The sequence below is a fragment of the Nonomuraea sp. NPDC049649 genome (assembly GCF_040675175.1).
Classification (GTDB): domain Bacteria; phylum Actinomycetota; class Actinomycetes; order Streptosporangiales; family Streptosporangiaceae; genus Nonomuraea.
In genome coordinates, this window is the sequence record NZ_JBFAOH010000042.1 from 16,123 (window position 1) to 29,601 (window position 13,479).

At 73.7% G+C, this 13,479-nt stretch carries 16 protein-coding genes, 1 pseudogene and 1 riboswitch; of the genes and pseudogenes, 9 read left to right on the plus strand and 8 right to left on the minus strand.

Translation table 11 applies throughout. The features are described 5' to 3' along the window. Nucleotides 1-37: 37 nt before the first annotated feature. Both AB0J42_RS32135 and AB0J42_RS32140 read right to left on the minus strand, forming a co-directional pair. Nucleotides 38-688: a response regulator transcription factor gene (locus tag AB0J42_RS32135; RefSeq protein WP_364301133.1), complete on the minus strand. Its 651-nt coding sequence runs from the start codon at nt 686-688 to the stop codon at nt 38-40. After that, a complete protein-coding gene (locus AB0J42_RS32140; RefSeq protein WP_364301136.1) occupies nt 685-1,989 on the minus strand; it encodes a sensor histidine kinase in 1,305 nt (434 codons plus the stop codon). The genes AB0J42_RS32135 and AB0J42_RS32140 overlap by 4 nt, the downstream gene beginning before the upstream one ends. 296 nt (nt 1,990-2,285) lie before the next feature. On the opposite strand from AB0J42_RS32140, the gene AB0J42_RS32145 reads away from it, so the two are divergent. The 6 genes and pseudogenes from AB0J42_RS32145 (at nt 2,286) to AB0J42_RS32170 (ending at nt 6,840) form a co-directional block, all read left to right on the plus strand. Next, complete coding sequence (locus AB0J42_RS32145) at nt 2,286-3,200, plus strand: ATP-binding cassette domain-containing protein (RefSeq protein ID WP_364301138.1); 915 nt, start codon at nt 2,286-2,288, stop codon at nt 3,198-3,200. Then, complete coding sequence (locus tag AB0J42_RS32150; RefSeq protein WP_364301140.1) at nt 3,197-4,717, plus strand: ABC transporter permease subunit; 1,521 nt, start codon at nt 3,197-3,199, stop codon at nt 4,715-4,717. The genes AB0J42_RS32145 and AB0J42_RS32150 overlap by 4 nt, the downstream gene beginning before the upstream one ends. Next, nucleotides 4,714-5,469 carry an ABC transporter permease gene (locus AB0J42_RS32155; protein WP_364301142.1) on the plus strand — a complete coding sequence of 252 codons (756 nt, stop codon included), beginning with the start codon at nt 4,714-4,716 and terminating at the stop codon, nt 5,467-5,469. Before AB0J42_RS32150 ends, AB0J42_RS32155 begins: the two co-directional genes overlap by 4 nt. 116 nt (nt 5,470-5,585) lie before the next feature. Continuing rightward, nucleotides 5,586-5,963, plus strand: coding sequence for a hypothetical protein (locus AB0J42_RS32160; protein WP_364301144.1), 378 nt, complete (start codon nt 5,586-5,588; stop codon nt 5,961-5,963). A gap of 42 nt (nt 5,964-6,005) precedes the next feature. Further along, nucleotides 6,006-6,252 (plus strand): annotated as a pseudogene (locus tag AB0J42_RS32165) (serine hydrolase domain-containing protein); the annotation flags it as partial. Then, nucleotides 6,157-6,840, plus strand: a complete 684-nt coding sequence (locus AB0J42_RS32170; RefSeq protein WP_364301216.1) for a serine hydrolase — start codon at nt 6,157-6,159, stop codon at nt 6,838-6,840. The pseudogene AB0J42_RS32165 and the gene AB0J42_RS32170, both read left to right, overlap by 96 nt. Here the strand turns inward: AB0J42_RS32170 and AB0J42_RS32175 are convergent. Further along, the gene (locus tag AB0J42_RS32175; RefSeq protein ID WP_364301146.1) at nt 6,765-7,649 is read right to left on the minus strand and encodes a chlorophyllase; all 885 of its coding nucleotides are present in this window, start codon (nt 7,647-7,649) and stop codon (nt 6,765-6,767) included. The genes AB0J42_RS32170 and AB0J42_RS32175 overlap by 76 nt on opposite strands. A gap of 119 nt (nt 7,650-7,768) precedes the next feature. On the opposite strand from AB0J42_RS32175, the gene AB0J42_RS32180 reads away from it, so the two are divergent. From AB0J42_RS32180 to AB0J42_RS32190, 3 genes are all read left to right on the plus strand, one after another. Continuing rightward, the gene (locus AB0J42_RS32180) at nt 7,769-8,341 is read left to right on the plus strand and encodes a helix-turn-helix domain-containing protein (RefSeq protein WP_364301148.1); all 573 of its coding nucleotides are present in this window, start codon (nt 7,769-7,771) and stop codon (nt 8,339-8,341) included. Nucleotides 8,342-8,701: 360 nt separating this feature from the next. After that, nucleotides 8,702-8,829, plus strand: a riboswitch (cyclic di-AMP (ydaO/yuaA leader). A gap of 11 nt (nt 8,830-8,840) precedes the next feature. Further along, nucleotides 8,841-9,734 carry a D-alanyl-D-alanine carboxypeptidase family protein gene (locus AB0J42_RS32185; protein ID WP_364301150.1) on the plus strand — a complete coding sequence of 298 codons (894 nt, stop codon included), beginning with the start codon at nt 8,841-8,843 and terminating at the stop codon, nt 9,732-9,734. Between the two features lie 57 nt (nt 9,735-9,791). Then, nucleotides 9,792-10,166, plus strand: a complete 375-nt coding sequence (locus tag AB0J42_RS32190) for a DoxX family protein (protein WP_364301152.1) — start codon at nt 9,792-9,794, stop codon at nt 10,164-10,166. A gap of 11 nt (nt 10,167-10,177) precedes the next feature. Here AB0J42_RS32190 and AB0J42_RS32195 read toward each other — a convergent pair whose 3' ends face one another. The 5 genes from AB0J42_RS32195 to AB0J42_RS32215 all read right to left on the minus strand — a co-directional run bounded on the left by AB0J42_RS32195 (nt 10,178) and on the right by AB0J42_RS32215 (nt 13,415). Then, nucleotides 10,178-11,179, minus strand: a complete 1,002-nt coding sequence (locus tag AB0J42_RS32195; protein ID WP_364301154.1) for a LacI family DNA-binding transcriptional regulator — start codon at nt 11,177-11,179, stop codon at nt 10,178-10,180. A gap of 78 nt (nt 11,180-11,257) precedes the next feature. Continuing rightward, nucleotides 11,258-11,644, minus strand: a complete 387-nt coding sequence (locus tag AB0J42_RS32200; protein WP_364301157.1) for a VOC family protein — start codon at nt 11,642-11,644, stop codon at nt 11,258-11,260. A gap of 30 nt (nt 11,645-11,674) precedes the next feature. Beyond that, nucleotides 11,675-12,136, minus strand: coding sequence for a hypothetical protein (locus AB0J42_RS32205; RefSeq protein WP_364301159.1), 462 nt, complete (start codon nt 12,134-12,136; stop codon nt 11,675-11,677). A 43-nt stretch (nt 12,137-12,179) separates the two neighbouring features. Further along, complete coding sequence (locus AB0J42_RS32210; protein WP_364301161.1) at nt 12,180-12,956, minus strand: hypothetical protein; 777 nt, start codon at nt 12,954-12,956, stop codon at nt 12,180-12,182. A gap of 72 nt (nt 12,957-13,028) precedes the next feature. After that, nucleotides 13,029-13,415, minus strand: a complete 387-nt coding sequence (locus AB0J42_RS32215; RefSeq protein WP_364301164.1) for a RidA family protein — start codon at nt 13,413-13,415, stop codon at nt 13,029-13,031. Nucleotides 13,416-13,479 lie beyond the last annotated feature (64 nt).

Genomic DNA, 13,479 nt, shown 5'->3' on the forward strand with positions numbered 1-13,479 from the left:
CGGGCATCGCGCCCGGATCGCGCGCCGATCGGCGCGTTCACCGGCGGGTGCGCGGCACCACCAGGCCCGACTCGTACGCGGCCACCACCGCCTGGGTCCGGTCGCGCAGGCCGAGCTTGGCCAGCACCCGGCTGACGTGCGTCTTCACCGTCTCCTCGGTGACCGTGAGCCGGGCGGCGATCTCCGGGTTCGACAGCCCTTCGGCGATCAGGCGCAGCACCTGGGTCTCGCGGGGCGTCAGCGCGGCGATCGAGGCCGGCTCGGCGGCTGGCCGTAACCGGGCGAACTCGCTGATCAGCCGCCTGGTGACCGCCGGGGCCAGCAGCGCCTCACCGGCGGCGACCACCCGCACCGCGTCGAAGAGCCGCTCGGCGGTGACGTCCTTGAGCAGGAACCCGCTGGCCCCGGCCCGCAGCGCGTCGTACACGTACTCGTCCAGGTCGAAAGTCGTCAGGATGAGCACCCTCGGCCCGGCCCCGGCCAATCGCCGGGTGGCCTCGATGCCGTCCATCCGCGGCATGCGCACGTCCATCAGCACCACGTCCGGCGACACCTCGCCGCAGACCCGCACCGCCTCCGCGCCGTCGGCGGCGGTGCCGACCACCTCGAAGTCCGGCTGCGTGTCCAGCAGCTCCCCGAACCCGGTACGCACCACCAGATGATCGTCGGCGATCACGACCCGGATCACGTTGCCGCCTCCCCGGGCAGCCGGGCCTCCACCAGGAAGCCGCCGCCCGCCACGGGCCCGGCCCGCAGCTCACCCCCGGCGGCGGCGGCGCGCTCCCGCATCCCGGCCAGCCCGAACCCGCCGTCCGGCGCGGCGGGCGGCGCGCCGCCGTTGTCGCGGACGAGCAGCCGCAGCCCGTCACCGGAGTAGTGCAGCTCCACGTCGACCGCCGCGCCGGGGGCGTGACGGCGGGCGTTGGTCAGCGCCTCCTGGACGATCCGGTAGGCGGCCAGCTCGACGCCCGGGTCCAGCGGGACGGGCCGGCCGCTGAGCACCAGCCGGACCGCGGCCCCGGACGCCTCCCGCGCCTCGTCGGCCAGCCCGATCAGCTCTTCCATAGTCAGCCCCGGCTGGGGGCGGCGCTCCGCCTCGTCGTCCTCGCGCAGCACCCCGAGCAGGCGCCGCATCTCCGTCAGCGCGGCGCGGGCCGTGTCGCCGATGGCGGCCAGCCGCTCCGCGCCCGCGGCGGGCATCCCGGGCACGGCCAGCCGGGCCGACTCGGCCTGCACCGCGACCATCGAGATGTGGTGGGCGACCACGTCGTGCAGCTCACGGGCGATGCGGGCGCGCTCGCCCCGGGCGGTGTGCTCCAGCAGGGTGCCGGCGATCTCCTGGCGTTCGGCGGTGCCGACGGCGGCGTCCGCGTGCGCCCGCCGCGCCGTCCCGGCCAGCGCCGCCGCGGGGGCCAGCGTGCCCAGCACCAGCGCGGGAAGCCCCGGCTCCGGCAGGCCTTCTCGCGAGGTCGCCCGTGCGTGCGCCGGGACGGGCAGCCCAGGCTCCGGCGGGTCTTGCTGCGGGGTCGCTCGCGCGTGCGCCGGGACGGGCAGCCCAGGCTCCGGCGGGCCTTCCCGCGAGGTCGCTTGTGCGTGCGCCGGGACCTGCTCGCCGACCGTGACCGGGAAGACCGCCACCAGCGGGAACGGGACCGCGAGCAGCACCGCCAGCCGCCACGACCCGTGCCGTCCGAGCCGGTACCCGCAGAAGAGCTGCGCCGCCGCCCCCGCCAGGGTCAGCGTCTGGAACGCCGTCAGCGACAGCAGCACCGACCCGGTGACGATCACGGCGGCCACCGCCGGCTGCCCGGGCAGCAGCGCCAGGGGCACCGTCGTGGCCAGCCCCACCAGGAACAGCACCGCCAGGGTGAGAGGCGGCGTCCCGGCCGCCCGCACGGCGGTCTCGCCGACCGCCAACACCGCCGCCGCGGCCCCCGCCGCCACCGGCCCGTGCCCGGCGACCCACCGCACGTACGCTCCTGCACCCACGACGGCCATTCTCCCGGCTCACCCAGACCTTGACATCCCTCGTACGAGCGAGAACGGGCCGCTGGCGGCGTGACGACCGGAGAGGGCGGTGCTGTCTGGACTGCGTGGGGTGTCCCGTACGAGCGAGAACGGGCGGCATGACGACCGGAGAGAGCGGTGCCTGGGCTGCGCCGAATAGCTCACCCAGATCCTGACATCCCTCGTACGAGCGAGGACCGGTCGCTGGCGGTGGGGAGGCGCAGGATCGCTCGGCGGCGTGACGACCGGGGACACCGGCGCTGCCTAGGCTGCGCGGCATGAAAGCGACGATCGAGGTGACCGGGCTGCGCAAGCGGTTCGGCCGGAACGTGGCGCTGGACGGGATGACGTTCGCGGTGCGGCCGGGGCGGGTCACCGGCTTCGTGGGGCCGAACGGCGCGGGCAAGTCGACCACGATGCGGGTCGTCCTCGGCCTGGACGTCCCCGACGAAGGGGAGGCGCTGGTCGGGGGGAGACCGTACCGGAGCCTGGAGGCGCCGCTCACGCACGTTGGCGCGCTGCTGGACGCGGGCGCGCTGCAGCCGAGCCGTACGGGACGGGACCACCTGCTGTGGCTGGCCCACTCGCAAGGGTTGGGCAAGAGGCGGGTGGACGAGGTGATCGGCCAGGTGGGGCTGGACGCGGTGGCGCGGCGGCGGGCGGGCGGGTACTCGCTGGGCATGCGCCAGCGGCTCGGGATCGCCGCCGCGCTGCTCGGCGACCCGCCGGTGCTCATGCTGGACGAGCCGTTCAACGGCCTCGACCCCGACGGCATCCGGTGGATCCGCGGCCTGCTGCGGTCGCTGGCCGCCGAGGGCCGGGCGGTGCTGGTGTCCAGCCATCTGATGAGCGAGCTGGAGGACACCGCCGGGCAGCTCGTCGTGGTCGGCAGAGGCCGGGTCCTGGCCGACCTGGGGGTGGCGGAGCTGATCGAGACCGCCTCGCGCGGCCGGGTCACCGTCCGCACCACGGCTCGCGCCCAGGCGATGGAGGTGCTGGTCGGGGCGGGCGCCGTCGTGGCCGTCACGGGCGCCGATACCGTCACGGCCTCCGGGCTCGTCGCCGGGCGGGTGGTGGAGCTGCTGAACGGCGGCGGGGTGCCGTTCTCCGAGGTGACGGCCCACCGGGCGACGCTGGAGGAGGCGTACATGGAGCTGACCAGGGACGCGCTCGAGTTCGAGGCGGCCGGATGAGCGCCGGGTTCGCGCGGGCGCTGCGCGCGGAGTGGACGAAGTTCCGCACGGTCCGCGGCTGGGTGCTCGGCACGCTGGCCGCGGCGCTGCTCGTCCCGCTGCTGGGCGTGATCGGCGCGTCGGCCAGCTCCGCCTCCTGTGACAAGGCCGGGGTGGAGGTCGCCTGCCCCGAGCCGCCGCTGGGCCCGGACGGCCGGGCGGTGCGCGACGAGTTCTTCTTCGTCCACCGCACGCTGGACGGCGACGGCTCCATCACCGTGCGGCTGGCGTCGATGTCGGGCATCATCACCTACCCGCCGCCCGACCACGACCGGATCGTGCCCGGATTGGTGCCGTGGGCGAAGGCCGGAGTGATAGTCAAGGACGGCACCGAGCCGGGCTCGTCCTATGCGGCGGTCATGGTCACCGGGGAGCACGGCGTGCGGATGCAGCACGACTACACCGGGGACGTGGCCGGGCGGCCGGGCGGGGCGCCGCGCTGGCTGCGGCTGGTCCGCGCCGGGCCGCTCCTGACCGGGTACGAGTCGGCCGACGGGCAGGAGTGGGCCGAGGTCGGCACCGCCCGCCTGCCGGGGTTGCCGGAGCGGGTGGAGATCGGCCTGTTTGCCGCCTCGCCGGGGGACCTGACCGTGAAGCAGTCCGACCTCGGCGGGATCATCGAGCAGGCCCGCTTCACCGAGACCACCGCACGGTTCGAGCAGGTGGAGGTCGAGGGGGCGGCGTCGGGCGAGTGGCGGCACACCGACGTGGGGGCCACTCCCGGGATCGCGCCCGGCGAGATCCACCACCCTGGTCACGCCGAAAAGTCGGGGGACGGCTTCACGGTGACCGGGAGCGGCGACATCGCGCCGGCCGGGACCGACAGCGGGATGCCGGTGGAGCTGACGCTGACCGGGGTGCTGTTCGCGCTGGTGGCGGTGGTGGTCGTGGCGGTTCTGTACGTGACGGCCGAGTATCGGCGCGGGCTCGTCCGTACCACTCTTGCGGCCACGCCGCGGCGGGGGCGGGTGCTGGCGGCCAAGGCGGTGGTGATCGGTGCGGTGGTGTTCGCCGCCGGGCTGGCCGCGTGCGCGGTCACGGTGCCGGTGGGCAAGCGGCTGTTGCGGGGCGACGGGAACTATGTGCTGCCGGTGCCCGCGCTGACCGAGCTGCGGGTGATCGCGGGGGTGGCGGCTTTGCTGGCTCTGGCCGCTGTGCTGGCGCTGGCGTTGGGGGTGCTGTTCCGGCGGAGTGCGGCGGCGGTGGTGACCGCGCTGGCGCTGATTCTGCTGCCGCATGTGCTGGCCGTGGTGTCCGTGCTGCCGGTCGGGCTGTCGCTGTGGCTGCTGCGGGTCACGCCCGCGGCCGGGTTCGCCGTGCAGCAGAGCATCCCGGAGTATCCGCAGGTGCTGGACCTCTATGTGCCGCAGGCCGGTTACTATCCGCTGCCGCCGTGGGCGGGGCTGGCGGTGCTGGGCGGCTATGCCGCGCTGGCACTGGGGCTGGCGGCGGTGCGGCTGAACCGGGGGGACGTGTGAGCCGGGCGCTGCGGGCCGAGTGGACGAAGCTGCGCACGCTGCGGGGGACGGGCTGGCTGCTGCTGCTCGCCGTCGTGCTGACCGTGGCCGTGGGGGCGGTCCTGGCCGCGACGCTGACCTGCCCGTGGGGGAGGTGTACGCGGGATTCCGTGCGGCTCGCGTTCGGTGGTCTGCAGGTGAGTCAGGCGTGCGTGGCGCTGCTGGCGGTGCTGGCCGTCGGGGGCGAGTACGGCAGCGGCATGATCGCCACGACGCTGACGGCGATTCCGCGGCGGGGGCGGATGCTGGCGGCGAAGGCGGCGGTGGTGGCGGGGCTCTCCGCGGTCGCGGCGGTTGTGGGCGTGCTCGGGTCGGCGCTGGCGGCGCGGCTGATCCTGCCGGGGACCGGCTATCCGGTGCCGTCGCCGGTGGACGGGCCGACGGTGCGCGCCGCCGCCGGGTCGGTGCTCTACCTCGTGCTGGTGGCGCTGCTCGCGGTGGGGATCGCGATGGCGGTACGGGATTCCGGGGTGTCGATCGCTGTGGTGCTCGGGCTGCTCTATCTGTTTCCGCTGCTGGCGTCTTTGGTGACGGATCCGGGCTGGCATCGGTTCCTGTGGAGTCTGGCTCCGATGAACGCCGGTCTGGCCGTACAGACGACCGTGAACGTGGCGAGCCTGCCGATCGGGCCCTGGGCGGGGCTGGGGGTGCTCGCGGCCTGGGCCGCGGCGGCGCTGCTGGGCGGATGGCTGCTCCTGCGGGCCCGCGACTGATTGCCAACGTCGTCTCTTTGAGAGACAATGTTTCCGGCGGCCTCGGAGGGTGAGGCGCCGTACGTGGTATTACTGGAGATCCGCGAAGGAGGCCGGAAGGACGAGCTGGTGCGCCCATGACCGAGCGCTACCTCGGCATCCTCGGCGTCGCCGAGGCCCTGGGAGTGACCCGGCACGCGGTGCACAAATGGCGCACGCGCTACCCGGAAGGCTCCGAGCACGCGTTCCCCAAGCCGGACGTCGAGGTCGACGGGGCGCCCGGCTGGCGAGCCGACCGGCTCGCGGAGATCCGCCGGTGGCGTGCAGGGCTGCCGGGGCGCGGGGCAGGCGGGGGGCGTCCCACCGCCGCGCGCCAGGAATACCTCAAGGCGGCGCTCGCCCGCGGCCTGGACCGCGACGAGGCACTGCGCGCGCTGGCCACGTTCGCGGCGGAGTTCCCCGAGATGAGCGAGCCCGAGCTGTGCGCCTGGCTCGTCGAGAAGTTCCGCCGCTGACCCCTTCCCGCGGACGGCATCACATACGGAAGGCGATGACGCATGCCCGAGATCAGCGCGGAAGTCCGCGGGCACACCGCACCCGGGTTCGAGACGGTACGCGCGGCGTTCGCCGCCAACCTCGCCTCCGGGCAGGAAACCGGAGCCGCGGTCAGCGTGTACTGGCACGGACGCCAGGTCGTGGACCTGTGGGGTGGGATGGCCGACCCCGACGCCGGCCGCCCCTGGGAACGCGACACCTTGCAGGTCGTCTACTCCACCACCAAGGCGATCACTGCGACCTGCGCGCTCCTGCTCGCCCAGCGCGGCGAACTCGACCTCGACGCGCCCGTGGCCCGCTACTGGCCGGAGTTCGCCGCCGCGGGCAAGGAGCGCATCCCGGTCCGGTGGCTGCTCACCCACCAGGCCGGGCTGCCCGCCGTCGACCGGCCGATCAGCCGGGACGAGGCGATCGCCTGGGACCCCGTGGTGCCGGTTCTACGCCGCCCTCATCGGCGAGGTCGACGGGCACCGCATCCTCAGCCCTGCAAGTCTCGCCGCGGCGACGGCGGAGCAGGTCGCGGGCGTCGACCGGATCCTGCGGGTGCCCGTGCGCATCGGCACCGGGTTCGGGCTTCCCATGCCTGACGCGTACTGGTACTCGCCGGCCGCCTTCGGGTTCGGCGGGATGGGCGGCTCGCTCGGGTTCGCCGATCCGGGGAGCGGGCTGGCGTTCGGTTACGTGATGAACCGCCTGCTGGAGGGGGTGCCGGACACCCGGGCCGCGAGCCTGCTCGCCGCCGTCAAGGAGGCGATGAAGCTCTATCTGGACTCGACCGCGCCCAGCGGGTCCGGGCTCGGCGGCCAGTCCGCGCCGTCGAGGACGCTGCGGAGGTAGGTGGTGGTGACCCGCCGGAGCAGGTCGACGCGGCCGGGGTGCTCGTCCGTCGTCTCGGCGACCTGGTAGCCCGCGATCCCGCCGAGCGTGTGCTCGGCCCCGAACAGGGTGAGCAGGCTCTTGGGGCCGGGGCTCAGGGTGTACGCGTCGGTGAACCAGTCCGGCCCCCGGACGGTCAGCGGTGACTGGTCCTTGTCACCCGCGACCACGAGGGCCGGGGTGGTCATGCCGGTGAAGTCCGGGTTCATGAAGGGCATCTGCTCGGCCGCGAACGGGCTCAGGTCGGCGCCGCCCCGGCCGGGCACGGTGAGCAGCACGCCCGCTTTGACCCGCGGGTCGGACAGGTCCTCACCCGGGCGGCCGTCGGGGCCGAGGACGCGGGCGCCGAGCAGCATGCTGACGGTCTGGGCGCCCCAGGAATGCCCGGCCGCCGCGATCCGGCCGCGGTCGAGCCGCCCGGCCAGGCCGGGGACGGCGGCCTCGGCGAGGTCGAGGTGGTCGAGGACGCGCTTCAGGTCCTCGACCCGGTGCCGCCAGATGAGAGGTGTACGGGGGTCGTCGGGCGGGAGGTTCAGCGTTCGGGAATCGAGGTGGGTGGGCTGGATCACCGCGAAGCCGTGAGCGGTCCAGAAGTCGACCAGCGGGTCGTAGCCCGCCATCGACCAGCCGAAACCGTGCGAGAAGACGATGATCGGTAACCGATGCCCGTCGGCGGGGGCCGAGACCCGTACAAGCAGGTCCTCGCCGCGGCCGGGGGCGGGCAGCACCACCGGCTTTGCCGAGACGACCGGGACGGCTGTTGTGATCATGGGTGGGCCCTTCTAAAAGGTGGCCGATAGGTCGCCGCTCTGAGATGATGAAGCGGGACGATGTCCCGTTTGACGATACGGGACAGTGTCCCGTTTGGCAATGCCGTCGGAGGGACGCGATGAGCGACAACCGGAGCCGGGCCCGGCCCAAGCGGGCGGACGCCCGGCGCAACGAGAAGAACCTGCTCGACGCGGCCGCCGCGATCTTCGTCACCTCAGGCGTCGACGCGCCCATCCGCGACATCGCGGCCAAAGCCGGCGTCGGCACCGCCACCATCTACCGCCACTTCCCGACGCGGGCGGACCTCATCATCGCCGTCTACCGGCACCAGGTGGAGGCCTGCGCCGAGGCCGGCCCCGCCCTGCTCGCCGAAGGCCCCACCCCGTACGCCGCGCTGGAGCGCTGGGTCGGCCTCTTCGTGGACTTCCTGGTCACCAAGCACGGGCTCGCCGCCGTCCTGCACTCCGACGACGCCGGGTTCCAGGCGCTGCACGCCTACTTCCTCGACCGGCTCGTCCCCGTCTGCGCCCACCTGCTCGACGCCGCGGCCACCGCCGGCGAGATCCGGCCCGGACAGGAGGCGCTGGAGCTCATGCGGGGCATCGGCAACCTCTGCATCGGCGCCGACGACCCCGCCTACGACGCGCGCCGCATGGCCGGGCTCCTCATCACGGGCCTGCGCGTCCGCTAGATGTTGGTGGCGGCGGGATGCGCCGCGAACAGCACGCGGTGAAAGACTCACTCCACCGCACCAAGGGATGGCTCGACGGTCTCTCATTCGCGCTCCTGGCCGAGGAATGGCCCGCTCACGAGTGATTAAAGCGGAGGCGCTTGGGAGTCCCAGCCGGAACGAAGATCACGCTGGCACGACGAAACTCCCTTCGTGAGCCGGTAGGGAGGTGTGCGCCTGGTGTTACGTCAATATCAAGGCCGTCACGAGGTGAGTCAACTTAAGGGTGTGTCGCCTGTTTGTGGCTATTTGCGGCTTTTGTCGGATTGCATTAGCTTGAAGCTCCATTTGCCCAGACCGTGCGTTCCCCGCCCCCGGGGAGGCGCACGGCCGCCGAATCCGTTCGCGGAGCCGGGGACCCAACCCCTTGGGGTGAATCGGCGCACGCCGTAGGGCACTTCCACGCCCGAACCCGTCAGCTAACCCGGTAGGCGGCATGGAAGCAAGGAGCAAACCCCACATGCATGTCACCCACCGGCTGCGCGGTGCCCTGCTCGCCCTCGCCCTCGCCGGCGGCGTAGCGACCGCCGGAGCCACCGCCGCCCACGCCGCCCCTCCGGCCGGCGTCGTCCAGGCCGCCCCCGCCCACGCCGCCGACGCGCCCCAAGTCCTGGCCAAGGCCGCCCACCTGGTCGACGCCACCACCGGCCAGGTCCACCTCAGCAAGGACGCCGACCTGCGCAGGCCGGTGGCCAGCCTCACCAAGATGATGACCGCGTACGTGGTCCTCCAGGAGGCCGACCCCGCCGACAAGGTCACCGTCACCAGCGCCGACGTCAGCTACGCCTCCCGGGGCGGCGCCGCCGTCGCCTACCTGCGCGCCGGCGACACGCTGACCGTCGAGGACCTGCTGTACGCGCTCATGCTGCCCTCCGGCGCCGACGCCGCCCACACGCTCGCCCGCGCGTTCGGGCCGGGCGTCGAGGCGTTCGTGGACAAGATGAACGCCACCGCCCGGCAGCTCGGCATGAACGACACGCTGTACGTGAACGCCGACGGCATGCCCTACGGCGGCGGCGGCCACTCCACGGCCCGCGACCAGGTGCGCCTGGCCCAGGCGGTGCTCGCCGACCCGACGCTGAAGAAGGTCACCTCCACCCGCTACCACACGGTCCCCGCCACCTCCGAGCACCGTTCGTACTCCTGGCGCAACACCAACCGCCTGCTCGGCTCGTACGGCGCGCTCGGCGTCAAGACCGGCTACACCCGCGCGGCCGGTTTCACGCTCGCCTTCGCCGCCGAGCGCGGCGACAGCACGCTGGTCGGCGTCCTGCTCGGTGAGACCAGCTCCACCCGCCGCTTCCAGACGGCCGGGGCCCTGCTCGACTGGGCCGCGGCAGCCGCCCGCCGGTAACACGGCCGGAGCGGGGACCCCTTACAGTCCTGTTGGACCTTCGGAGGACGGGACGGTATGGATTTCGCACTGTGGATCGTCGCGGGACTGCTGGCGGCCGTGTTCGCGCTGGCCGGGCTGATGAAGCTGGCCCAGCCCAGGGAACGGCTCGCGGCCTCGGGGCTGGCCTGGGCCGGTGACTTCCCGGCCGGCGCGGTCAAGGCCATCGGCGGCCTGGAGGTGGCGGCCGCGCTCGGGCTGCTCCTCCCGGCGACGACCGGCGTCCTGCCGATCCTGACCCCGCTGGCGGCGGGCGGCCTGGTCCTCGTCATGCTCGGCGCCGCGGTCACGCACGCCCGGCGCGGGGAGCTGCCGGCCATCGCGGTCAACGCGGTGCTGCTCGTCCTGGCCGCGGTCGTGGCCTGGGGCCGCTTCGGCCCCTACGCCTTCTGACGGCGGGACCGTCAGGACGCGGTGGAGACGCGTTCCACCAGGTCCGGCTGGAAGACCACGTGCCGGTGCTCGTGACCGTGCGGGTTGTTGGCCTCCTCCAGGAGCATCAGCGCCGCGGTACGGCCGAGCTGCGCGCGCGGCTGCCGGATCGACGACAGCGGCACGGCGGCGGCCGCGGCGAAGTCGATGTCGTCGTACCCGAGGATCGCCACGTCGGCGGGGACCCGCAGGCCGCGCTGGGTGAGCTCCTGCAGCACCCCCATCGCCACCAGGTCGTTCGCGCAGAACACGGCGGTGGGCCGCTCCTCACGGGGCAGGTCGGCGAGCTCCTTGCCCGCCGCGCGGCCGGTGGCGACGGTGAGGTCGGGCAGCGGGATCACGGTCAGGCCGGAGGTGTCGCCGAGCGCGGCGGCCAGGCCGCGGTGGCGGTCCTCCACCTGGCGGACGGCGAACGGCCCGCCGGCGAAGGCGATCCGCCGGTGTCCCCGCTCCAGCAGGTGACGGCCGGCCAGCCGCCCGCCTAGCACGTCGTCCACCGAGACGGCGCAGCCGTAGGAGTGGCGGGTCGAGCTGTCGAACAGCACCACCGGGATGCCCCGGGAGATCAGCCCGCCGAGCCGCTCCCGCTGGCCCGAGGCGCTCACCGGCGTTATGAGCACGCCCAGCGGGCGCTCCTCCTCGAACATCCGCAGCAGCCGCGCCTCCCGGGCGGCGTCCTTGTTGCTGTTGACCACCATGACGTTCACGTCGACGTCCTGGGCGGCCTCCTCGACGCCGCGCAGCACGTCGATGAAGAACGGGTTGGTCAGGTCGAGCGCGACCACGGCGATGGTCGTGCTGCGCCCGGCGCGCAACTGGCGGGCGGAGCCGTTGCGGACGTAGCCGAGCTGGGCCACCGCGGCCTCCACCCGCCGGCGGGTCTCGCGGGCCACCACCTCGGGCCGGTTGAGCACGTTACTCACGGTGCCGACGGAGACTCCGGCGAGTCTGGCGACATCTTTGATGCTGGGCATCGTTCCTCGGTGGTGAAGAGCAGCGGCTGATGAACGTATCAATGCTACGAGCACCGCTCACGTCCGAGAGACCCAGTCTCAGCGGGGATCGCGCCGCAGCGGGTGCTCGGGCGGCACCTCCACCAGCACGATCCGGTGCCCGTCGGGGTCGGCGATCCACAGCTCGATCAGCCCCCACGGCTCCTGCCGGGCCTCGCGCAGCACGGTGACGCCCGCCCGGCGCAGCCGCTCCTCCTCCCGCCGCACGTCGCGGACCTGCAGCCACAGCTGCATCCGCTCCCCGGCGGGGCCGTCGGCGCGCCCGGACACCTCCAGGAACCCCTGACCGAGGAAGAACACCACGCCGGGATGCTCCGGCGGCCCGAACTCGCGGTAGACCGCCAGCCCGAGCGTCTCGGCGTAGAAACGGCGGCTGCGCTCCAGATCCCCGGGACGCACCAGCACGCGGCTGCTCAGCACTTCCATGCCCTGGACCGTGCCCCGCCGACCCGCCGCCTAGCCGTCCCGGCGGGCGAAGACCCACCAGGCGGCGGTCACCGACAGCGCCGCCCAGATGTACACGGTCAGCACGGCCAGGAGGTCCGCGGCTCGGACGTCCCGCAGCAGCTGACCCGGCAGGACGGCGGGGACCGACGCGGCCAGCCCGGCGGCGGTGCTCGCGGTGAGCTTCGCCGCGAACAGCCGGGCGCGGCGGGGAACCGCCAGCAGGCTGACGCGCACCTGCCCGCCGCGGTACTCGCCGCCCGCGGCCAGGACCGGGATCGCGGCGAACTCGTACACCGGCACGAGCAGCAGAGCGGCCAGGTCGACGGGCCCGGCGATCCGCACCGCGTCCGCGGCGGCGACCGCGCCGAGCAGCAGGTTGCCGCCGCACGCCAGAGCCAGGGCGATCCAGCTCCCGGGCAGGCTGGTGATCTTGATGCGCTCGGCGGCCAGGAGATCGCGGAACCCCGTCACCGCGCGTCCCTCACCCGCAGCGCCACCCCGGCCACCGCGGCGGTCACGGCGGCCCAGCCGCAGAGGACGAGCAGCCCGTGCCCCGGCCCGCCGACAGGTCGTTCACGCCGGGATCCAGCAGCAGGTTCCGGGCCGCGCTCAGCGGCAGCAGCGCGTCCAGATCGGGCGCCGCCTGGATCATCGTGACGGCGAACAGCACCACCGTGCAGACCACTCCGGCCAGGCTGCTCCGCGCCGCCACCGTGACCGCCAGGCCGATCAGGGAGTACGTGACGGCGAAGGCGAGGAACCGGGCGTGGCCGAGAAAGGTCTCGCCCGTGACGAGCAGCCCCGGGTTCCAGTCCTTGACCGCCGCGTACATGAACCCGACGCTGACGCCCGCCATGACCACCGCGACCGCCAGCACGAACAGACCCGTGGCGAGCAGCTTGGCCGCCAGCACCCGGCCCCGGCGCGGCATCGCCAGCAGGGTGACGCCGAGCTGACCCGCGCGGAACTCCTGCCCGGCCACCACGCCGGCGAGCACCAGGAAGGGCCCGCCCGCCCGGGACGCACGCCCGAACGCCAGCGGGTACACGCACCAGGCGGTGGCCAGCATGGGATCGTCGCACACCCCCAGCAGAGTGGCCGCCACCGTCGCCGCACCGGCCGCCGCCACCGCGGACGCGGGGAACCGCCGCCGCAGCAGCATCGCCGCCACCACCACCGCGACCAGCCCGAGCCCGGCCACCGCCCGCCAGGTGCCGGCCTCGGCGATCGGCGGAACCCAGAACACTCCGGCGATCACCACCGCCGCCATCGCGTCCGACCGACGCCCCACAGACCCTCACGCTCGCCCGTCCGCCGCGGATCACCGTACTGCGACGCGGACCGGCAAAGGCCTTATAGCGACTCACGCGGGACGGCGTGCGTCCACCTCGATCTCGATCTTCATGCGCGGGTCGGCGAGCCCGCACACCATCATGGTCGCCGCCGGGCGGACCTCCCCGAACCGGCGGCGCAGCACCGGCCAGCACGGCTCGAAGTCGGCGCGGTCGGGCAGCAGGTAGCGCACCCGCACCACGTCGCCGAACCCGCACCCCGCCTCGGCCAGCGCCGCCCCGATGTTGCGCAGGCACTGCTCGGCCTGCTCGACCACGTCATCGGAGATCGTCATGGTGGTGTAGTCGAAGCCGGTCGTCCCGGACACATACACCCGGTCGCCGTCCACCACGGCCCGGGCGTACCCGATCTGCTCCTCGAAGGCCGAGCCGCTGAGGATCGCGCGTCGCTCTGTCATGCGCGGCACGATATATCCCCGTATAAGAGGACCCGGGCGGTGTTCGCCGACAGCACCGCCCGGG